This window comes from Kitasatospora sp. NPDC059160, assembly GCF_042755465.1.
Taxonomy (GTDB): domain Bacteria; phylum Actinomycetota; class Actinomycetes; order Streptomycetales; family Streptomycetaceae; genus Kitasatospora.
The window spans coordinates 86,694-106,765 of sequence record NZ_JBHZCN010000018.1 but is presented as its reverse complement, the minus strand read 5'-3'; the positions used below and the strand labels follow the sequence as shown (position 1 = coordinate 106,765).

The 20,072-nt window shown below is 76.5% G+C and carries 15 protein-coding genes; 4 read left to right on the top strand and 11 right to left on the bottom strand.

The window, feature by feature from the left end:
• The 8 genes from ACFXOZ_RS10685 to ACFXOZ_RS10650 all read right to left on the bottom strand — a co-directional run.
• Positions 1-1,743, bottom strand: a 1,743-nt coding sequence (locus ACFXOZ_RS10685) for a condensation domain-containing protein (RefSeq protein ID WP_380589312.1), incomplete at its 3' end; no start/stop codon positions are given.
• Positions 1,740-3,524, bottom strand: a complete 1,785-nt coding sequence (locus tag ACFXOZ_RS10680; protein WP_380589309.1) for a non-ribosomal peptide synthetase — start codon at positions 3,522-3,524, stop codon at positions 1,740-1,742. The genes ACFXOZ_RS10685 and ACFXOZ_RS10680, both read right to left, overlap by 4 nt.
• Positions 3,525-3,687: 163 nt before the next feature.
• Positions 3,688-5,475, bottom strand: coding sequence for a non-ribosomal peptide synthetase (locus ACFXOZ_RS10675; protein ID WP_380589306.1), 1,788 nt, complete (start codon positions 5,473-5,475; stop codon positions 3,688-3,690).
• A gap of 29 nt (positions 5,476-5,504) precedes the next feature.
• Complete coding sequence (locus tag ACFXOZ_RS10670; protein WP_380589303.1) at positions 5,505-6,680, bottom strand: acyl-CoA dehydrogenase family protein; 1,176 nt, start codon at positions 6,678-6,680, stop codon at positions 5,505-5,507.
• On the bottom strand, positions 6,677-9,769 hold the full coding sequence (locus ACFXOZ_RS10665) for an amino acid adenylation domain-containing protein (protein ID WP_380589300.1): 3,093 nt from the start codon (positions 9,767-9,769) through the stop codon (positions 6,677-6,679). The genes ACFXOZ_RS10670 and ACFXOZ_RS10665 overlap by 4 nt, the downstream gene beginning before the upstream one ends.
• A gap of 251 nt (positions 9,770-10,020) precedes the next feature.
• Complete coding sequence (locus ACFXOZ_RS10660; protein ID WP_380589297.1) at positions 10,021-11,277, bottom strand: non-ribosomal peptide synthetase; 1,257 nt, start codon at positions 11,275-11,277, stop codon at positions 10,021-10,023.
• Between the two features lie 113 nt (positions 11,278-11,390).
• Positions 11,391-12,728, bottom strand: coding sequence for an MFS transporter (locus ACFXOZ_RS10655; RefSeq protein ID WP_375891098.1), 1,338 nt, complete (start codon positions 12,726-12,728; stop codon positions 11,391-11,393).
• A gap of 364 nt (positions 12,729-13,092) precedes the next feature.
• On the bottom strand, positions 13,093-14,223 hold the full coding sequence (locus ACFXOZ_RS10650; RefSeq protein ID WP_380523078.1) for a PP2C family protein-serine/threonine phosphatase: 1,131 nt from the start codon (positions 14,221-14,223) through the stop codon (positions 13,093-13,095).
• Between the two features lie 365 nt (positions 14,224-14,588).
• On the opposite strand from ACFXOZ_RS10650, the gene ACFXOZ_RS10645 reads away from it, so the two are divergent.
• The gene (locus ACFXOZ_RS10645; RefSeq protein ID WP_380523077.1) at positions 14,589-15,293 is read left to right on the top strand and encodes an SDR family oxidoreductase; all 705 of its coding nucleotides are present in this window, start codon (positions 14,589-14,591) and stop codon (positions 15,291-15,293) included.
• Positions 15,294-15,478: 185 nt separating this feature from the next.
• Positions 15,479-15,931: a peptidoglycan-binding protein gene (locus ACFXOZ_RS10640; RefSeq protein ID WP_380589293.1), complete on the top strand. Its 453-nt coding sequence runs from the start codon at positions 15,479-15,481 to the stop codon at positions 15,929-15,931.
• A 78-nt stretch (positions 15,932-16,009) separates the two neighbouring features.
• Here ACFXOZ_RS10640 and ACFXOZ_RS10635 read toward each other — a convergent pair whose 3' ends face one another.
• The gene (locus ACFXOZ_RS10635; protein ID WP_380589290.1) at positions 16,010-16,669 is read right to left on the bottom strand and encodes a maleylpyruvate isomerase family mycothiol-dependent enzyme; all 660 of its coding nucleotides are present in this window, start codon (positions 16,667-16,669) and stop codon (positions 16,010-16,012) included.
• 71 nt (positions 16,670-16,740) lie between these two features.
• Here ACFXOZ_RS10635 and ACFXOZ_RS10630 point away from each other — a divergent pair, with 71 nt between their 5' ends.
• Positions 16,741-17,682, top strand: coding sequence for a LysR family transcriptional regulator (locus ACFXOZ_RS10630; protein WP_380589287.1), 942 nt, complete (start codon positions 16,741-16,743; stop codon positions 17,680-17,682).
• Between the two features lie 7 nt (positions 17,683-17,689).
• Here the strand turns inward: ACFXOZ_RS10630 and ACFXOZ_RS10625 are convergent, their stop codons facing one another.
• Entirely contained in the window at positions 17,690-18,838 is a 1,149-nt protein-coding gene (locus ACFXOZ_RS10625) for an erythromycin esterase family protein (protein WP_380589284.1), read from the bottom strand.
• 94 nt (positions 18,839-18,932) lie between these two features.
• Between ACFXOZ_RS10625 and ACFXOZ_RS10620 the strand changes: the two genes are divergently transcribed.
• Complete coding sequence (locus ACFXOZ_RS10620) at positions 18,933-19,709, top strand: TioE family transcriptional regulator (RefSeq protein ID WP_380589281.1); 777 nt, start codon at positions 18,933-18,935, stop codon at positions 19,707-19,709.
• Here the strand turns inward: ACFXOZ_RS10620 and ACFXOZ_RS10615 are convergent.
• Positions 19,619-20,068 (bottom strand): hypothetical protein, encoded by a 450-nt coding sequence (locus tag ACFXOZ_RS10615; protein ID WP_380589278.1) that lies wholly within the window; start codon positions 20,066-20,068, stop codon positions 19,619-19,621. The two genes, ACFXOZ_RS10620 and ACFXOZ_RS10615, sit on opposite strands and share 91 nt — an antisense overlap.
• Between the last annotated feature and the right edge of the window lie 4 nt (positions 20,069-20,072).

The following is a 20,072-nucleotide window of genomic DNA, read 5'->3' as shown; positions in this document are numbered from 1 at the left end:
GCGCCGTACGCCGAAGGCGGTGCGGACCAGGACGCGCGGGCCGGTCGCGGCCGTGGCGCGGGCCGCCTCGGCCCGGGCGGCGGGAGTGGAGTGTGCGTCGCGGGCCGCGGCGCCGGGCAGGCGGTCGCGGTCGACGGCGCCGTCCGCGCCGCGCGGGATGCGGTCCAGCAGGGTGACGGCCAGCGGGAGTTCGGCGGCGGGGACGGCGGCCCGGAGCCGGGCGCGCAGGTCGGTGCCGCTGGGGGCGACCGCGCCGCGGACCACCGCGTAGGCGAGCGGCTGGCCGTCGGCGGTCTCCACCACGGCCGCGTCGGCCACCCCGGGGTGGGCCGCCAGGGCTTCCAGCACCGGGTGCCGGTCGGCGCGGGCCAGCAGTTCGCCGGGGAGTTCGGCGAGCGGGCGGTCCGCGTCCTCGACGACCGCGCGGAGCACGGCGGCGAAGGCCTCGGCCAGTCGGGCGGCGGTGGCGCCGTCCAGGGCCGCGTGGTCGTGCTGGACCAGGCAGCGCGGCCGCGGGCCCTCCTCCAGGACCAGGGTGAGGTCGAACTTGGCGAGTTCCAGGTCGACGTCGACGTGTTCGGCGTCCAGGCCGGGCAGCGTCAGGGCGGTCGCGGGCTGGACCAGGTCGCAGCTGGCCGACAGCAGCGGGGTGCCGTCGGCGCCGCGCGCCGCCGCGCCGAGCCGCTCGACCACCAGGTCGAAGGGCACCTGGTGGTGCTGCTGGGCCTCCAGCAGGGCGCCGCGCACCAGGGCGAGCGCCTCGGCGAAGGAGGCGTCCCCGGCGGGTTCGGCGCGCACCGCGAGGGTGTTGACGCCCAGGCCGACGGTGCGGCGCAGTTCGGGGCGGGCCCGGTGGCCGCTGGCGCAGCCGAGGGTGAGGTCGTCCTGGCCGCCGGCGGTGCGCAGGGTGGCGAAGGCGGCGGTGAGGACGACGGCGAACAGGGTGGCGCCGTGCCGGGCGCCGAGCTGCCGCAGGCCCTCGACGGTGGCGGGGTCGAGCGGCACGGCGTGCAGGCCGGCCCGGCGCTCGCGCGCGCCGGGGGCGACCGGCCGCAGCAGCGGCAGCGGGCGGGCGCCGGCCAGCCGGGCGGCCAGGGCGTCGGCGGCGGCGGTGAGTTCGGTGTCGCGGGCGCGCTCCTGGCGGGCGTACTCGGCGTACGGCATGCCGGGCGCCGGGAGCCGGGGTTCGACGCCGTCGCGGGCGGCGGCGTACAGCTCGGCGAGGTCGGCGGCCAGGACGGGCAGCGAGCCGCCGTCGACGGCGATGTGGTGGATCGTCAGCAGCAGGGTGTGGTCCTCGGGCGCGTGGCGCAGCAGCAGCGCGCGCAGCACCGGCCCGTCGGTGAGGTCGAAGGGGCGGGCGGCCTCGGCGGCCAGCTGCTCGGTGCCGTCGCCGGTGGCGTCCAGGACGGCCAGCGGGACGGGGCCGGCCGCTTCGAGGTGCTGGTAGGGCTGTTCGCCGCGGCGCGGGTAGCGGGTGCGCAGGACGGCGTGCCGCTCGGTGAGTCCGGTGAGCGCGGTGGCGAGGGCGGCCCGGTCGAGCGGTCCGCGCAGCCGGGTGGCGATCGGGACGTTGTAGAGGGCGCCGCCCTGGCCGAGGTGCTCCATCAGCCACATCCGCTGCTGGGCGTGGGAGAGCGGGGCCGGGCCGGCGTCGACGTCGGCGGCGGCCGGGCGCTGCGGGGCGAGGGCGGTGCGGCGGTTGCGGGCGCGCCGCAGCAGGTCGTTCTGGTCGTTGCTCATCGCTGGGGTGCTCCCTGGGTGTCGTCGGCGTCCCGCAGGGCGCGTTCCAGTAGTTCGGCCTGGCCGGCCACGGTGGGGTGGCCGAGGAAGTCGGCGAGGGACAGGTCGATGCCGAACTCGCCGGCGAGGTCGTCGACGACCCACATGGCGAGCAGCGAGTGGCCGCCCTCGGCGAGGAAGTCGGCGGCCGGGTCGGTGATCGGGCGTTCCAGGGCGCGGCTCCAGGCCTCGGCGACGACCCGCTGGATCGGGGTGAGGTCGACCTCGACGCCGGTGCGCTCCGCCGCCGGGTCCGGGGCGGCGGCGAGCGCGCGGCGGTCGATCTTGCCGCTGCCGTTGAGCGGCAGTGCGGGCAGGACGGCCCAGGCGGTGGGGACCAGGTGGGCGGGCAGCAGCTCGGCGAGCCGGGTGCGCAGGGTTTCGGCGCCGGCCCCGGCGCCCTCGGCGAGGACGACGCAGGCGGTGAGCGCGGCGTCGGCCTGTCCGGCGCGGCGGACCACCACGGCCGCCTCGGCGACCTCGGGGAAGCGCAGCAGGGCCTGCTCGACCTCGCCGGGCTCGATCCGGAAGCCCCGGACCTTCACCTGGTCGTCGGTGCGGCCGTGGAACTCCAGGGCGCCGTCGGGGCGTTGGCGCACCAGGTCGCCGCTGCGGTAGGCCCGGCCGCCGCCGGGGAGTTCGCGGAAGCGCTCCTCGGTCAGTTCGGGCCGGTTGAGGTAGCCCTGGGCGAGGCGCCCGCCGCCGATCCACAGTTCGCCGACCGTGCCGGGTTCGACCGGGGCGAGCCGCTCGTCCAGGACGAGGGCGCGGGCGCCGCCGAAGGTGCGTCCGATCGGGACGGGGCCGCCCGCGCAGTCGGCGGGGGTGATCCGGTGGGCGGTGGTGAAGGTGGTGGCCTCGGTGGGCCCGTAGACGTTGTACAGCTCCAGCCAGGGGAAGGCCCGCAGCACGGCCCCGGCGTACTCGGGGGCGAGCGCCTCGCCGCCGACGGCCAGGGTGCGCAGCACGCCGAAGATCCGGGACTCCTTGGCGGCCAGGTGGTGGAAGAGCGCGGTGGTGATGAAGGCGGTGGTGGCGCCGAAGCGCTCGACGTCGCGGACGAGTTCCTCGGCGCTGGGCCGTTCGGCCGGGGAGACGGCGACGGCGGCGCCCTGGGCGAGCGGCGCCCAGAGTTCGAAGGTGGCGGCGTCGAAGGAGGGGGTGGAGTGGAAGAGCACCCGGTCGCGCGGGCCGAGGGCGAGCCCGTCGGGGGCGGTGACCAGGTCGGTGACGGCGCGGTGCGGGACGAGTACGCCCTTGGGGCGGCCGGTGGAGCCGGAGGTGTAGTAGAGCAGGGCGGGCGCGTCCGGTTCGGCGGCGTCGGGCACCGCCGCGCCGGTCTCCTCGGTGCCGCGTTCGGTGAGCACCAGGGTGCGCTCGGCGGGCAGTGCGGCGTCGGCGAGCAGCGCCTTGTCGCCGAGGACGAGGCGGACCTGCGCGTCGGCGGTCATCTCGGCGATGCGCGGGCGCGGGTAGGCCGGGTCGAGCGGGACGACGAGGCCGCCGGCCCGCCAGACGGCGAGCTGGGCGACGGCGAACCTGGCCGAGCGGGCGCACAGCAGGCCGACGGCGCTGCCGGGGCCGATCCCGCGCGCGGCCAGGACGGCGGCCAGGCGGCCGGCGGCGTCGTGGAGTTCGCGGTAGGTGAGGTAGGTGGCGCCGTCGGTCAGGGCGAGCGCGCTCGGGTGCTGCTCGGCCTGGCGGGCGACCAGCGCGGGGAGGGTGGGGAGGACGGGCGTCATGGCTGGGTCCCTTCCGGGCGCCCCGGCGCTGGGGCCGGGGGCGCCGCAGGTCAGATCGGGAGGTGCGACGGGGGCGCGGCGGCGGCGGAGCCGTCCCGCACGGGGGCGGAGCCGTCCCGCACGGGGCCGGACGGGGCCCGGTGTGCGGGACGGCTCCGGGTCCTCAGGCGAGGGACGCGCTGGGCATCCGCTCCTCGATGAGCCGTGCGACCGCCCGCAGGTCGGGCTGGCGCAGCAGCAGGGGGGCGCGCAGCCGCACGCCGTACTCCCCCTCCAGGGACTCCAGCAGTCGGGCGGCGGCGAGCGAGTTGCCGCCCGACGCCAGGAAGTTGTCGCCCGGGCCGAGGTCGGCGCGGCCGAGCAGCTCGCGGCAGAGCTTCACCAGGGTGCGCTCGACCGCGGTGTCGCCGTCCTCGCCGGCGGCCGCCGGGGCCTCGGGCTCGGCGGCGAGCGCGGCCAGCAGCGCCGCGCGGTCCACCTTGCCGTTGGGGTCCAGCGGGAAGGTCTCGACCAGCCGTACGGCCGAGGGCACGGCCTGCTCGGGCAGCCAGGGCCGGACGGCCTCCAGCAGGCTCGCCGGTTCGGCGTCGGGCTCGGCCTGGACGAAGGCGAGCAGCCGGACGCCGCCGGTGGCCGCGGTCTCGGCGGCGACCACCGCGCGGCGGACCCGGTCGTCGCGCTCGAAGGCGGCCTCCACCTCGGCGGGTTCGATCCGCACCCCGCTGACCTTGACCTGGTCGTCCAGCCGGCCGTGGAACTCCAGCACGCCGTCGGCGCGCATCACCACCCGGTCGCCGGTGCGGTAGACCCGGTCGGTGCCGTCCACCCCGGGGGGCGCCTGGACGAAACGGCGGGCGGTCAGCTCGGGGTCGAGGTAGCCGGCGGCCAGGCCCCGGCCGCCGATCCGCAGCTCCCCGGCCGTCCCTCTGGGCACCGGGTTGCCCTGCTCGTCGGTGACCAGCACGACGGCGCCGGCGATCGGCAGGCCGATCGGCGGCGCGTCGGCGCCGTGGTCGCCGCCGGGCGCCATGGTGTGCACCGTGGTGGCGACGGTGGCCTCGGCGGGGCCGTACGCGTTGTGGACGGTGGCGGTGACCTCCGCCCCGGGGGCGCGGCGCAGCCGGTCGCCGCCGATCATCAGGTGGCGCAGCGCCAGCCCGGCGGGCCAGGGCCGGTCGAGGATCGGCTCGGCCAGCGGGGTGGGCAGCACGGCGGCGGTGATGCCCGCCTCGCCCAGCCAGTCGGTGAGCGCGCCGGAGTCCCAGCGGACGGCCTCGGGGGCGACGACCAGGGCGGCGCCGGAGGTGAGGGTGGCCCACAGCTCCATCACGTGCGGGTCGAAGGCCACCCCGATCAGCAGGCTGTGCCGCTCGCCCGGGCCGAGGCCGGTGAGCTCGCGGTACCAGTGCAGCAGCGCGCCGAGCGCCGGTTCGGTGACGGCGACGGCCTTGGGGGTGCCGGTGGAGCCGGAGGTGAGCACGGCGTAGTGGGTGCCGACCGGCACGCTCGCCTGCTCACCGGGCGTCAGGGCGGCCAGCAGGCCGGGGGTGGGCAGGTCGAGTTCGAGCCGCTCGCCGCCGGGCGGCAGCACGGCGGCGTCGCCGATCAGGCAGGCCGGGCGCAGCTGCTCGGCGACGGCCTGGAGGCGCTTCTCGCCGGGGCGCGGGCCGAGCGGCAGGTGGACGGCGCCGAGCTTGGCTATCGCGAGGGTGACGGCGGCCAGCTCCGCCGAGTGGCCGAGGCAGACGCCGACCAGGTCTCCGGCGCCGACCTTGCCGCGCAGGGACTCCGCCACGGTGTCGGCGAGGCGGTCGAGTTCGGCGTAGCCGAGGGTGCGCCCGCCGTCGATCAGGGCGGGCGCCTGCGGGGTGCGGTGCGCCCAGGTGGTGAACAGGTCGAGGACCGCGCCGTCCTGGTGCGGGTGGCCGTAGCCGATGCTCAGGGATTCCATCATCGTCTCCAGATACGTACGAGAAACCGTCAGTTCAGGCCCATGGAGCGGGCGATGATCACCTTCTGGACCTCGGAGGTCCCTTCGATGATCGTGGTCATCCGGACGTAGCGGTACAGGAATTCCAAGGGGTGGCCGCGTACCCAGCCGGTGGCGCCGTGGACCTGGAGCGAGCGGTCCACCGCGCGGACGGCGGTCTCGGAGGAGGTGAGCTTGGCGAGCGCCGCGTTCTCGGGCGCCTCGGTGCCCTCGTCGACCAGCCGGGCGCAGGCGAGGGTGAGCAGCTTGGCGCACTCCACCTCGGCGCGGGTGGTCACCAGGTGCTCCTGGATGTGCTGGTACTCGCCGATGACCTTGCCGAAGGCGCGCCGCTCGCGGGCGTACTCGACGCCGATCCGCAGCGCGTGCTCGGCGATGCCGTTGCACATCGCGGCGACCACCAGGCGGCCGCGGGAGAGGCTGTCCATGGCCAGGGCGGTGGCCGCGGCGATGCCCTCCTCGCCGCCGATCACGGCCTCCGGGCCGACGGTGACCCCGTCCAGCAGCAGTTCGAACAGCGGCTCGCCGGACATCCCCTCGTAGCGCTGGCCGATCCGCAGGCCGGGCTGGTCCATCGGCAGCACGAAGGCGGTCGCCCCGGCGGTCGGGCCCTTGCCGTCGCCGAGGTCGGTGGCGGCCACCACCAGGGCGATCCCGGCGTGTTCGGCGTTGCTGACGAAGGTCTTGCGCCCGTTCAGCACCCAGCCGTCGCCGGTGCGCACGGCGGTGGTGGTGAGGTGGAAGGCGTCCGAGCCGGCCTGCGGTTCGGTGAGCGCCAGGCAGCGGGTCTGCTCGCCGCGCACCAGCGGGACCAGGTGCCGCTCGATCTGCTCGGGGGTGCCGTGCCGCAGCAGCGGGCTGGGCCCGTCGGAGCCGGCCAGCGCGTAGGGGGCGAGCACGCAGCCGCTGCGCCCGGCGGCGTGGTGCAGCAGCACCACGGCGGTGAACGGCATGTCGGCGCCGCCGAGTTCCTCGGGGTAGTCGCCGGCGTAGAAGCCGAGCGCGGCGGAGCGCTTGCGGACGTAGGACCGCAGGTCGCCCGGGACCTGGTCGGCGGTCTCCGGCAACTCGGCTGCGAGCGGGACGAGTTCGCGGCGGATGAAGCTCTCGAAGGCCTCGACGAGCTCGCGGTGGCCGTCCTCCAGGACGGCGGAGGGGGCGGTCACTTCACATCTCCGGTGAGAACGCGCGCCTGGTCGGCCAGGACGGCGTGCCGGAACAGGGTGCGCAGCGGCGGGCGGCTGCCCAGGTGCGGCTCCAGGAAGGCGGCGAGCTGGGCGGCGAGCAGCGAGTGGCCGCCGACCTCGAAGAAGTGCGAGTCCGCGCCGAAGCGGTCGTGGCCGAGCACCTCGCGCCAGGCGCTGGCGATCAGCTCCTGGCCGGGGTCGGCGAAGACGCTGGGTGCGCTGTCCTGCTCCCGCTCGGCCGGGGCCTGCTCGGCCAGCCGGGCGAGGGCGGCGCGGTCGGGCTTGCCGCCGGGCAGGGTGGGCATCGCGGCGACGGCCGTCCAGGTGGCGGGGACGAGTCCGCCGGGCAGCCGGCGGGCCAGCGCGTCGTGCAGGGCGGCTTGGTCGGGGCGGTCGGCGCCTTCCAGGAAGCCGACCAGCCGGGGGCCGGTCTGCGGGTCGTGGTGCAGCAGCACCGCGCAGGAGCGGCCGCCGAGTTCGGCGGAGGCGGCGGCCTCGATCTCCTCCAGTTCGATCCGGTGGCCGCGCAGCTTGACCTGGTTGTCGGCGCGGCCGAGGAAGCGCAGGCGCCCCTCGGTGTCGCGGTAGCCGCGGTCGCCGGTGCGGTAGACCCGGGCGCCGTCGAGGCCGGGGACGGTGATGAAGCGGGCCGCGGTGGGCTCCGGCAGGCCGACGTAGCCCTCGGCCAGCAGGCCGCCGCTGACGGCCAGTTCGCCGACGCAGCCGTACGGGAGCGGGCGCAGCGTCTCGTCCAGGACGTGCAGGCGCACGCCGTCGAGTTCGGCGCCGAGCGGGATCTCGCCGTCCTCGGCGACGTCCTCGGCGGTGACCCGGTGGACGGTGGAGGTGACGGTGGCCTCGGTGACGCCGTAGGCGTTGAGCACCGTGGTGGCCTCGGTCAGCCCGGCCAGGGCGCGGGCGGGCAGCCGCTCGCCGCCGAGGACGAGCAGGCGCGGCGTCCAGCGGCCGTCCCGCAGCGCCTCGCGCAGGTCCTCGCGGACCGCGAGCAGGTAGCTGGTGGGCAGGTTGGCGACGGTGACGCCGCGGGCGGCGAGCACGGCGACCAGCTCGGGCCCGGTGGGCACCTCGCGCTGCGGCACGACCAGGGCGGCGCCGACCGCGAGGGCGGGCAGCACCTCCTCCAGCGACACGTCGAAGGAGGGCCGGGCGAACAGCAGCACCCGGTCGGCGGCGGTGAGTTCGTAGCGGGCGGCGACCGCGGCGACGTACCCGGCGAGGGCCTCGCGGCCGACCAGGACGGGCTTGGGCACGCCGGTGGAACCGGAGGTGTGGATGACGTACGCGCCGCCCTCCAGGACGGCGGCGGGCTCGGCCTTCGGGAAGGCGGGGCCGTCCAGCAGCGCCGGGGTGACGCCCTCGGCGGGCAGCGCGAGCGCGCTCTGCCGGGTGGCGAGGACGAGCGCGGGGGCGAGCCGCTCCAGCAGCAGGCCCAGCCGGGCGGCCGGGTCCTCGGTGGACAGCGGCGCGTGGACGGCGCCCAGGCGCAGGCAGGCCAGCAGGGCGACCACGCTGTCGGTGCCGCGCGGCAGGACGGCGGCCACCGGCTGGCCGGGGGTGACTCCGGCGGCGCGCATCCGGTCGGCCAACTCGCCGACCCGGCGGTCCAGTTCGCCGTAGGTGATGCGCTCGGCTCCGGCCAGCAGGGCGAGCGCGGTGGGGTCGTGGGCGGCGGCCGGGTCCAGGCCGACCGGGACGACCGGGGCGGCGGGCTCGGCCGCGGGCTCGGGGGCCAGCGCGGCGAGCACCGTCTCCGGGTCGTCCAGGTAGCGGCGCAGCAGCTCCAACAGGCGCTCGGACAGCAGGACGGCCCTGGCCTCGCCGAACAGCTCGGCGTCGTAGTCCCAGATCAGGGTCATCCCGGCGACGCCGTGCTTCTCGCCGACCACCCGGCGGTCGTCGGGCAGCAGCACCAGGTCGAGGTCGAAGCGGGTGGTGCCGGTGTTGAAGCCCTCGTACAGCGAGACGTCGAGGCCGGGGGCCTGGACGTCGGGCAGCGCGGCGTCGTGGGCGCTGAACATCACGTTGAACAGCGGGTTGTCGGCGCCGCCGGTGTGCAGGCCGAGCCGGCGGGTGAGCTCCTGCACCGGCAGGTCCTGGTAGGGCAGGGCGCGCATCAGGACGTCGGTGACCTCGTCGACGGCCTCGGTGCCGGAGGCGGCCGGGTCGAGCCGCAGGCGCAGCGGCACGGTGTTGACGAACATCCCGACGGTGCCCTCGAAGCCCTCGGGGCGGTTGCCGACGGCGGTGCCGACGGTGACCTCGCGGTGGCCGCTGTGCCGGCGCAGCAGTTCGGCGAACAGGGCGAGCAGGGTGCTGAACGGGGTGTGGCCGTCGGTCCGGCTGCGCTCGCGCAGCCGCTCGGCGAGGTCGGCGCCGATCGACTGGCGCAGCTGCCCGCCGCGGTGGCGGCGCTCGACGCCGGGGTGGGCCAGCCCGGGCAGGGTGACCTCGCGCGGGGCGTCGGCCAGCTCCTTGGTCCAGAAGGCGAGGGCGCGCTCGCGGGCCTGCGGGTCGGCCTCGGTGCGGGCGTGCTGCTCGTACGAGGGGGCGGTGGCCAACTCGTAGGACTCGCCGAGGACGTGGGCGCGGTAGACGGTGAACAGGTCGCGCAGGAAGATCGCGAAGGAGTGGCCGTCGTGGACGAGGTGGTGCTCGACGTGGATCAGCCGGTGGTGGTCGTCGGCGAGCTTGACCAGGTGCCAGCGCAGCAGCGGCGCCCGCTCGGTGTCCAGCGGCTCCTCGGCCTCGGCGGCGAGCAGGGTCCGGAACACGGCCTCCGGGTCGGCCTCGGCGGTGAAGTCGCTGTGCCGCAGCTCCGGCGGGCAGTCCTCGGCGACCCGCTGGCCGGGCAGGCCCTCCGCCCGGGCCACCAACTCCAGGCGCAGGCCGGGGTGCTGGGCCAGCACGGCGGTGAGGCCGGCGTGCAGGGCGTCCCGGTCGAGGGTGCCCCACAGGTCGAGGACGCCGGTGAAGTTGTAGGCGCGGCTGCCCGGCTGCATCTGCTCGTGCAGCCAGACGATCTCCTGCGACGGAGAGAGTGCGAACATGGATGATTCCCTTGTGTGGTGGGCGTGTCGGCACTGCGGTGGCCGGGCGCGGGCGTGGGGTGGTCCCGACGCGGCCGGTGGGGGCGGGCCGCACCGGGGTGAGGGTGCGGCCCGGGGTCCTTGGAGTGGATGTGGTCCTTGGGGAGGATGGGGTCTGAGGGGCCGTGGCGTCCAGGGGTGACGGCTGGAGGCGACGGTGAGGGGTGGCGGCCGGAGGAGGGTGGCCGGGCGTGGGTGGCCGGAGGTGGCGGTCAGAGGTGGCGGCTCAGCACGGCCAGCAGGTCGGCGAAGGCGGCCTCCGCGTCGGCGGCCGGGAAGCGCTCGTCGTCCCAGGCCAGGCGGACCGTCAGCTCCTCGCCGTGGGAGGCGGAGACGGCCGTCGGCGCGGCGAGCGGGCGCCCGCCGAGGTGGACCTCGCGGCCGGGGACGCCGCCGAGTACCAGCGGCGGGCGGCGCTGGAGGTCCTCGAAGGTGAGCATCGCGTCCAGCCCGCCGGACCAGGGCGAACCGGCGACCCGGGCGGCCCGAACCACCTCGTCGAAGGGCGTTCCGGCGTGGTCGAGGTCGTCCCACCAGTCGTCGCAGAGCGCTTCCAGGTCGGTGGCGGGCCGGGTGGGCACGGCGTGCACCAGGGTGTTGAGGAAACAGCCGAGCGCGGCGGGCGCGCCGGGCGGGCGGCCGCCCCACGGGTAGCCGAGCGCGAGCGGGCCGTCCACGCGGTGCAGCCGCCGGGCGGCGGCGCCGACGGCGTCCAGCAGGGCGGGGAAGATCGCGCCGCGGGCGCTCGCCGGGACGGCGGGCAGCCGCTCGACCAGCATGCCGGTGGTCCGCGCGGCGCCGCCGCCCGCCCCGCTCAGACCGCCGAGCCGGCGCCCCCAGTGGGCCTGGGCGGCGGGACCGGCGGCGGACTCCTCGGCGGCCAGCTGGAGTTCGACGGCCTCCCGGAAGTCGGCGACGGCCTGCGGGCCGGGGCCGGGCGCGGGCGGTTCGTCCCGCCGGTAGGCCTCGGCGAGTTCGCCGACCAGCACCCCGAGCGACTGCTCGTCGCAGGCCGCGTGGTCCAGCGCGAGGGCGAGCAGGTCCTCGCCGCCGTCCGGCTCCCGGGCCACCAGCAGGCGCAGCGCGGGCCCGTCGAGCGGCCAGTCCAACAGCGCGGCGCGCAGCGCCCGGTGGGTGCCGGCGCCGGGGTCCACGTCGATCCGGGCGACCTCGACGGAGGGGCCGCCGGTGCGCAGCACGGGGGTGCCGCGCACGGTCACGAAGGCGCCGCACAGCGCCGGGTGGGCGGCCGCGACGGCGGTGGCGGCGCGGCCCAGCCGGTCCAGGTCGAGGGCGTCGGCGGGGTAGGCGAAGAACAGCGGGGCGACGTCGGAGCGGGTCTGCGGGGCGAGTCGGCGGGTGATCAGGAACCGCCGCTGGGCGCCGGTCAGCGGGAGCAGTTCCACCGGGGAGTCGGCGGCAGCGGCGCGGTACCGGGCGAGGTAGGCGGCGGTGATGCTGGCGTGCACGGAACGGTCTCCGGTTTCCGGTGTCGGCTCGGACGGTTCGGTCGGCTCGGACGGTTCGGTTCGTCGGTCAGGGGTTCAGGGGGTCAGGGGGTCAGGGGGTCAGGGGCGGATGGTCAGGGGGCGGCGGTGGGGCTCACGGCGGGCTGTCGGACGTCGTCCTCGCCATCCTCGGCCTCGGCCTCGACCCCGGGTCCGGATCCGGCCGGCCCGGTGGGCAGGTCGCGCATCCGCCGCAGCGGCGACAGCAGCAGCGGCACCGGCACCAGCAGGAAGCCCACCGCGCACAGCCACAGCGCGGCGCGCGGTCCGGCCCAGTCGGCGACGGCCCCGCCGGCGAGGGCGCCGATCGGCAGGGTGCCCCAGACCAGGAAGCGCATGGTGGCGTTCATCCGCCCGAGCAGTTCGGGCGGGCAGACGCTCTGCCGGAAGCTCACCTGGGCGACGTTGTACGCGACCGCGCCGAACAGCACCACGCCGGAGCCGACACCGAACAGCACGGCGCCGGGACCGCCGCCGGACAGCGGCCACAGCAGCGCGAACGGCGCGGTCACCACGGTGGCCAGCCAGATCAGCCGGGCCTGCCCGACCCAGCGGGACAGCTGCCCCGCGCACAGCGCGCCCGCCAGCCCGCCGACGGCGGAGGCCGACAGCAGGGCGCCGATGGCCCCGGGCGACAGGTCGAGCACCCGTACCCAGAAGACGGTCTGAACGGCCATCAGCACGGCGGCGAACAGGTTGGACACGGCGGTGGCGGTGGCGATCGCCCGCAGCAGCGGGTGGCCGAGCACGAAGCGCACGCCCTCGGCCACCTCGGCCCGCAGCGAACGGCCGGGCTCCGGCTCCGGCAGCTCCTCCTCGACCCGGATCCGGGCGAGCAGCAGCGCCGAGGCGAGGTAGCCGCAGGCGTCGGCGACGATGGCGAGCGGTGCGCCGAGCAGCTGGACCAGTCCGCCGCCCAGGCCCGGCCCGGCGATCTGCGCCGAGGAGCGGACGGTCTCCAGGGCGCCGTTCCCGGCGACCAGTTGCTCGCGCGGCAGGACGGCGGGCAGGAGGGACTGGTGGGCCACGTCGAAGAAGACCGTGGCCACCCCGGTGACCAGCGCGACCAGGTAGAGCTGGGGCATGGTGAGCACCCCGAAGGCCGCCGCCGGCGGGATCGAGCCGACCGCGAGGCAGCGCACCACGTCGGCGCGGATCAGCACCGGGAGCTTGCGCATCCGGTCCAGCCAGGCGCCGGCCGGCAGGCCGACCAGCAGGAAGGCCGCGGTCTCGGCGGCGGTGAGCAGGCCGACCTCGAAGGGGGTGGCGTCGAGCACCACCACGGCCACCAAGGGCAGCGCGACCAGGGTGACCTGACTGCCCGTCTGGGCCGCCGCCGCTCCGGTCAGCAGGAGCCGGAAGTCGCGGTGGCCGAACAGACGGGCCTGACGGGAGTGAGGCTTCTCGTTCATCGATGCGACTCTCGGTCACGCATTCGACACGGGGCAAGCAACAGGTCCCTTTCCGGACGATCCCCGGCTCGGCCGGATCCCGCCACCACGGCGACCGGCCCCGACGCCCCCCTTACGAGCCCTTATGCCCCGGCGCCGCGACGGCGCGCACCCGGCCCGGCCTGCCCGCCAAGGCCTGCGCCGCTCTCCGGGCCGACGCGGACGGCCCCCGACCAGCGCGTCCATTTCGTCGTCCGATATCCGGACACCCGGTTTCCGGCCACCGGCCAACACCCCTCAAGTTGGCCGGAATCCGTGGAGTAGGCAGCTTCCGTAACCTCACCGTGATATCGGCGTAACCGTTCGGAGCCGTGCCCGGCCGCCGTCATCCGGTCGGATCCGCCGCGTCCGCCGCGTCCGCCGGGTCCGTCGGCCGGCGCCGGGTGACCGCCAGCACCGCCATGTCGTCGTCCCGCGGTCCGCCCGTCCACCGGGCCACGTCCGCCACCAGCGCCGCCACCGCCTGCTCCGCCCCCGCGAAGGGCCCGAGCGGTGCCAGCCCGCGCACCGGGTCGTAGAACTCCCCCGCCGCGTCCCGCGCCTCGGTGACCCCGTCGGTCACCAGCAGCAGCGTGCTCCCCGGCGGGAAGGGCCTGGTCTCCGCCTCCGGGCCGTCCGCCCCCAGCGCGCCCATCCCGAGCGGCAGCCCCGGGTCGGCCGCGTCCCACCGGCTCACCCCCGCCCCGCCGCCGCCGAGCAGGTACGGCCCGGGGTGGCCGCAGTCCACGGTCCGGGCGACCGCCTCCCCCGGCGGGAACTCCACCAGCAGCGCGGTGATGAACCCCTCCAGGCGCAGTTCCTCGCCCAGCCCGGCGCTCTCCCGGGCCAGCGTGCGCTCCAGGGCCGCCGCGAGCCCGGCGAGGTCCGGCTCCCGGTGCGCGAGCTCCCGGAACGCCCCCAGCAGCACCGACACCGCCCCCACCGCGTGCAGCCCCTTGCCCCGCACGTCCGCGATCACCACCCGCACCCCGTACGGAGTGGCCTGCAGCGCGTACGCGTCCCCGCCGATCAGCGCCTCGTCCTGGGCCGCCCGGTAGCAGGCCGCGACCTCCAGCCCCGCCACCCGCCCCGGCGGCTCCGGCAGCACCGCCCGCTGCGCGGCCTCCGCCACCGACCGCACCCGCTCCAGCCGGCGCCCGTGCCGGGCCACCACCCGGTTCACCCCGATCCCCAGCAGCGCGGCGAAGGCGGTGTTGACCAGCTCCAGGTAGCCGTCCCCGGTCCCGATCGAGCCGTCCCGCACGGACAGCACCAGGATCCCGACCACGTTCGCCAGCGCCACCGCGACGACGTCCCGCAGCGGCAGCAGCGCCCCGGCCAGCACGGCCGCCGCCGCCAGCATCGGGTCGCCCCAGTAGTCGGCCGGGTCCAGCGCGTCCCACACCAGCCCGCCGACGATCAGCAACCACGGCGCCAGCCGCACGTACGGCGGCCACTGCACGGACCTCGGGGCCATCGGCTACCTGGCTTCCGTCTCGCCTGCACCCTTGCGCTCGTCCGGCGAGCGGGAGGCTCCTCCGATCGTAGGCACGGAGGGCGGCGGGGCGCGCGAGCTGACGGGAACAGCCCACCGGCCCCGGCCGACGACGGCCCGCCGACCGGGGCCGGGCACCGAAAGCAAGATCCTCGGGCCCCGCCACCGGCGGATCGAAGCTGACGAGGCGTCAGACCCGAAGGTTTTCGGCCAGAACCCCGGCGGGATCTTGCCTGGCACGACAAACGATCAATACGTTGTTTGACGCGACACGATCAGCTTCCGGCCCGTGAGGAGAGAGGGACAGTGGTCACCGCTCCACACCGAGGAACAAGGAGCACCACCCCGTGACCGACTCGCCCGTCACCCTCATCACCGGCGGTTCGAGCGGCATCGGCGCCGCCACCGCCCGCCGACTGCTCGCCGAGGGCCACCGGGTGGCCGTCACCGGCCGCGACGGCTCCCGGCTCGCCCGCTTCGCGGAGGAGGCGGCCGCGAAGCCGGACACCCTGCTCACCGTCGCCGCCGACGCCGCCGACCACGAGGCCGTCGAGGCCGCCGTCCAGGCCACCGTCCGGACCTTCGGGCGGCTGGACACCGTCGTCGCCAACGCCGGTTACGCCACCCACGACTCGCTCGCCGACGGCGACCCGGCCGGCTGGCGTGACATGGTCCTCACCAACGTGCTCGGCCCGGCCCTGCTCATCCGGTCCTCGCTGGCCGCATTGAAGGAGTCCAAGGGCCGGATCGTGCTGATCGGCAGCGTCGCCGGCCTGGTCCACACCCCCGGCAACATCTACGGCGCCACCAAGTGGGCGGTGACCGGCCTCGCCGAGAACACCCGCCGGATGGTCACCGCCGACGGGATCGGCGTCACCCTGGTCGCCCCCGGCCGGGTGGAGACCAACTTCTGGGAGGGCGCGGGCGGCGCCCCCCAGGGCCTCAACCTGACCGCGGACCAGATCGCCGACTCCATCGTGTGGGCGGTGCGCCAGCCGGCCGGCGTCGACGTGAACACCGTCGTGATCCGGCCGGTCGGACAGTCCGTCTGAGGGCCCGCCCCGGCCCGGCCCGCCGGTGGAGGCGGAGGTTCGGGTTCGAAGCTCCGCCGGTCGGCCAGTGTGGGCGCAGTACCGGCCATCCGGCCCGGTTCGGTTCGTGGGCGGCGGCACCCGTGCCAGAGTGACGGTGTCCAGACAAGTCACCCGTCCCGCGGGTGTCCCGAAGGGGGCTGCACATGCGCTCGAACGTTCTGGTGAAGGCGGTCGTCGGTGCCACGGCCGTGGCCTGCATCGCCGTCGGCGGCCTGGCCGGTGCCGGTGCCGCCGTCGCGGCGACGCCGGCCGGCGTCCAGCAGGCGGCGGAATCCGGGCCCGCCGGGCTGGCGGCGGTCGTCAACCTCGGGCTGAGCACCTCGCAGGCCGCCAAGCTCCAGGCCCCGCTCAAGCAGTACTGGGGCTACACCGGCGCGATCGACGGCCAGCTCGGCACCGGCAGCTGGCAGGCCATGCAGCGGTTCCTGCGCGCCGACTGGGGCTACACCGACGCCATCGACGGCATCGTCGGGACCCACACGGTGGAGGCGCTGCAGCGCTGGTTGAAGAGCAACTGGGGCTACACCGGCGCCATCGACGGCGACGCCGGCACCGGGACCCGGGCCGCGTTCGCGCGGTACTGCGACTCACTCTGATCCCGGGCACCACACCCAGGCGCCACACCCAGGCGCCACACCCGGGCGCCACCCGGCGCGGGGCCGGGCCGGCCGGTGTCACCGGTCGGCCCGATCCGTGAAGCGCTCCGCGCCCGCTCCGGTCAACAGGCCCGCCGGGAGCCGACGCCCGTACGCCACCAGGAGCAGGTGCTCCGCCCGCCCCTCCACCGGCAGCGGACCGGGGCCGTACGACCAGTCCGCGTCCGTCGCGCGCAGCCGTACCCCCTCCAGCCGGGCGCCGAAGAAGCGCAGGCTGCGGGGCGAGACCCCGCCCAGCAGGGCGGTGCCGCGGTGCAGGGGCAGGCGCGGCGGCAGGCCGAGGGCGACGGTGATGTCCAGGCCGTGCACCGCGTCGTGGGCGAGGGCGGCGATCCGGCCGCCGACCGGGGGCCGCCAGGGGTGCCCGGCGTGCTCGGACAGGGCGGCGGCCAGCCGGTCCGTGGTGAGGGCGGCGGCGTCGCGGCGGGCGATCCGGTCGGCCATCCGGTGGACGTTCCCACCGGAGCGGAGGAGTTCCCCGAGGGTCCGGGCGGTGGAGTAGCGGAAGCCGGTGCCCATGTGGGCGGCCACCTCGCGGACCCGCCAACCCTCGCACAGCGAGGGCGCGTTCCACTGCCGCGGGGTGAGGCCGGCCAACACCTCGGCGAGGTCGCGCCGCTCCCCCGCGACCTGCTCGCGGATCCATTCGACGCCGTGGTCCTGCTGCGCGCTGTTCATGTCCCCAGCCTGCGACGGGAGTCGTCCGCCCGTCCAAGACCGGATCGTTCTGCCACCTATGATCATCGGTTATGGAACTCCGGCAGCTCCAGTACTTCGTCACCGTCGCCCGGCACGGCAGCTTCACCCGCGCCGCCGAGCTGCTGCACCTGAGCCAGCCCGGAGTGAGCGCCCAGATCCGGCAGCTGGAACGGGAGTTGGGCCACCGGCTGCTGGACCGCTCGGGCCGCACGGTGCGGCTGACCAGGGTCGGCGAGGCGGTGCTGCCGCACGCCCGGGCCGCGCTCGCCGCCGCGGCGGCCGCCCGGCGGACGGCGCAGGAGTTCGACGGCCTGCGGTGCGGGCGGGTACGGCTCGGCATGGTCGCGGGCGCGGCGCTCGCCCCGCCACCCGCCCTGGGCGCCCTCCCGGGGCTCGCCACCACGCTGGCCGCCTTCCGTCAGGAGCACCCCGGCATCGACTTCGCGCTCGCCGAGGACACCACCGCCGGGATGCTCGGCGCCCTGCGCGAGGGGCGGCTCGACCTCGCCGTGATCGGCCTGCCCGCCGTCGCGAGCGGGCGGGCGGACGACGACGGCTGGACGGCACTGGCCGGACTCGCCCTGCACCCCGTGCTGGAGGTCCCGCTGGTCGCGCTCTGCCCGGCGGACCACCCGCTCGCCCGCGGCGACGGCCCGCTGCCCGTCGCCGCGCTCGCCGGGCACGCCCTGGTGAGCACACCGCCCGGCACCGGCCTGCGGACGGCGCTGGAGCGCGCCCTCGCAGAGGCGGGCGCGGCCCCGACCGTGGCGGTCGAGGCCGCCGCGCCGCCACAGCTGGCCGAACTCACCGCGCACGGACTGGGCGTGGCGGTGCTGCCGGACCGGGAGCCGGCCGCCGGCGTGGCCGTCCGGCGGCTGGCCGATCCCGTCCCCCGGGTGCGGGTCGCGCTGGCCTGGCCGAGCGAGCGGCCCCCGGCGCCGCCGACCGCCGCCCTGCTCGCCCATCTGCGGGCGGCCTACCCGGGGCCGTGAGGAGCCGCTACCCGGCGGCCGCCGCGCCGTCGGCGATGTGCAGCAGCGCCGCGGCGCCGTCGAGGGTCTCCGGGTCGAGCGGGAAGTAGCCCTGGCGCGGGGTGGTGTCGGTGCGGGTGCGGGCCGTGCCCGGGACCGGCGGGGCGGTCAGCCGCCAGGCCCCACCGCCGGTCTGCAGCCGTGCCTCGTACGTCCCCGGAGTCGGCTCGCCGAGCCCGAGCGCGGCGCTGCGCCCCAGGCTGCCCGCGACGAAGACGTAGCGCTCCCCCAGCAGCGAGCCGACGATGTGGCCGGCGCCGTTCCAGCCGCAGTCCAGTTCCCCCTGGGACCAGGCGCTGGGGTTGCGCTGGAGGTGCCGGTTGTGGGCGAACACCAGGGTCGGCCCGCGCCGGGCCTCGACGGCGCGGATGTCGAGCAGGTTCTGCGCCATCAGGGCGTCGCGCATCCGGATCAGGCCGGAGATCCGGGCGCTCGCCCCCAGGCCCTGGACGGCCGCCTGGGCGTGGTAGCGCAGCAGTCCGATCCCGGCCCGCAGCCGGACACCGGCCCGGAGCCACTCGGCGTGCGAGGTCGCGGCGATCAAGTCCGGTGCGCGTACGTAGAGTTGGTTGAGCAGGTCGTCGGCGGTACGGCGCAGCCGTTCGGCCTCGGGGGTGGCTCCGGGTGACGCGGCGGCGTCGAGGATCGCCTCCTCGCGTTCCCAGCGCTCGTCCTCCCCCGTCAGCGCGGCGACGTCCAGGTCGAGCCGGAGGAAGTCACGGGCGTGTTCGAGGTAGCGGCGCGGGCTGGGCGCCGTGGTGTTCTCGGTGGGGAGGTCGAAGCCGTGGCACGCCACTTGCTCCCCGGCCTCCCGGTCGCGGTTGAACTCGCCCATCCAGGCGACGAGTTCGCGGTTCGCCCGGTGGGCACCGAAGCCGTGGGTGAAGCCTTCGGCGAGCACCGCGTCGAGGGTGCCCACGCCGTGCCGGACGTGGTCGTCCACCACCAGTGCGGCCACCTGGTCGGTCTCCAGGGCGATCGAGCGGAAGCCCTGGGCCACGAGTCGGGCGAACAGCCGGTTGCGGACCAGCCCGAAGGCCGGTTCCTGGTGCGTCGGCTCGCCGAGCGCCAGCAGTTCGCAGGAAGGGGTGCGGAAGTCTCCGATGTCCTGGCTCATGAACCTCAAGCGTATCCTTGAAAGCTCGGTTGAGACTTTCCGCGTCTCGGCCCGGCATTCTCGATGAGAAGTCTCAAATCCGGAGGTCACCGCCGTGCGCCCTGCCGACCTCGCCCGCGCGCACGGCCTCTCGACCCAGGCCGTGCGCAACTACGAGCGCGACGGCTTCCTGCCGCCCGCCGAGCGCACCCCCACCGGCTACCGGATCTACACCGAGCGCCACGCCGCCGCGCTGCGGGCCTTCCTCGCCCTCGTCACGGCCTTCGGGCACGCGACGGCGGCCCTGGTGATGTCCGCCGTCAACGCCGACCGTCCGGACGAGGCCCTGACGGCGCTCGACCGGGGCCACGCCCAGCTGCTCCGAGACCGCGAGACCCTCGCCACCGTCCGCCGGGCGGTCGAGGACCTCACCTCGGGGCGGACCCCCGAGCGGGCCGGGACCGGCCGCTCCCTCCCCGGCCCGCTCAGCATCGGCGAACTCGCCCACCGGCTCGGCCTCACCCCCGCCACCCTGCGCACCTGGGAGACGGCCGGCATCCTCACCCCGGCCCGCGACCGCCCCGGCGGACACCGCTCCTACCGCCCCGAGGACGTCCGCGACGCCGAACTGACCCACCTGCTGCGCCGCGGCGGCCACCCGCTGGCCCACATCACCACCGTCGTGCGGCAGGTCCGCACGGCGGGCGGCACCGACTCCCTGGCCGCGGCGCTGGACGACTGGCAGCAGCGCCTCACCACCCGGGGCCGGGCGATGCTCACCGCCGCGGCCCGGCTGGACGCCTACCTGTCCCCGGCCCCGGACCCGCCCGACGGCCCCGGCCCGCCGGGCAGTTCCGTGCTCGGGACGCGGCGCCAGTCCCACCCGGGGTGACGGGCGAGCAGGCCGAGGAAGTCGTCGGAGGGGATGAGCTCCCAGTGGTCGGTGTCGACGATCGCGGCGAGGCCCGGCAGGATGTGCCGCAGCAGGGCCCGGGCCGCGTCCATCGACTCGCTCGCCACGCGGACGGCGTACGGCTCCCCGATCCGGGCCGTGACCTCGTCCAGGTGCTCCGGCTCGTAGTCGCGCAGCACCTCCCCCGACAGGTCGAGGGAGTACGCGCTGCCTCCCCATTGCACCTGGTCGTCCTGCGGCGTCGGCCAGTGCCAGAACGGGCCGAGCGCGCGGAAGCGCGACTCCAGTTCCGGACGCCGCTCCGCCGGGACGAGAACGATCACCACCGGCCAGGACACCGGC

Coding starts and splice junctions, on each gene's coding strand:
- ACFXOZ_RS10665 (WP_380589300.1), bottom strand. CDS start 9,769: ATGTTCGCACTCTCTCCGTCGCAGGAGATCGTCTGGCTGCACGAGCAG.
- ACFXOZ_RS10675 (WP_380589306.1), bottom strand. CDS start 5,475: ATGGAATCCCTGAGCATCGGCTACGGCCACCCGCACCAGGACGGCGCG.
- ACFXOZ_RS10625 (WP_380589284.1), bottom strand. CDS start 18,838: ATGAGCCAGGACATCGGAGACTTCCGCACCCCTTCCTGCGAACTGCTG.
- ACFXOZ_RS10680 (WP_380589309.1), bottom strand. CDS start 3,524: ATGACGCCCGTCCTCCCCACCCTCCCCGCGCTGGTCGCCCGCCAGGCC.
- ACFXOZ_RS10650 (WP_380523078.1), bottom strand. CDS start 14,223: ATGGCCCCGAGGTCCGTGCAGTGGCCGCCGTACGTGCGGCTGGCGCCG.
- ACFXOZ_RS10635 (WP_380589290.1), bottom strand. CDS start 16,669: ATGAACAGCGCGCAGCAGGACCACGGCGTCGAATGGATCCGCGAGCAG.
- ACFXOZ_RS10640 (WP_380589293.1), top strand. CDS start 15,479: ATGCGCTCGAACGTTCTGGTGAAGGCGGTCGTCGGTGCCACGGCCGTG.
- ACFXOZ_RS10630 (WP_380589287.1), top strand. CDS start 16,741: ATGGAACTCCGGCAGCTCCAGTACTTCGTCACCGTCGCCCGGCACGGC.
- ACFXOZ_RS10655 (WP_375891098.1), bottom strand. CDS start 12,728: ATGAACGAGAAGCCTCACTCCCGTCAGGCCCGTCTGTTCGGCCACCGC.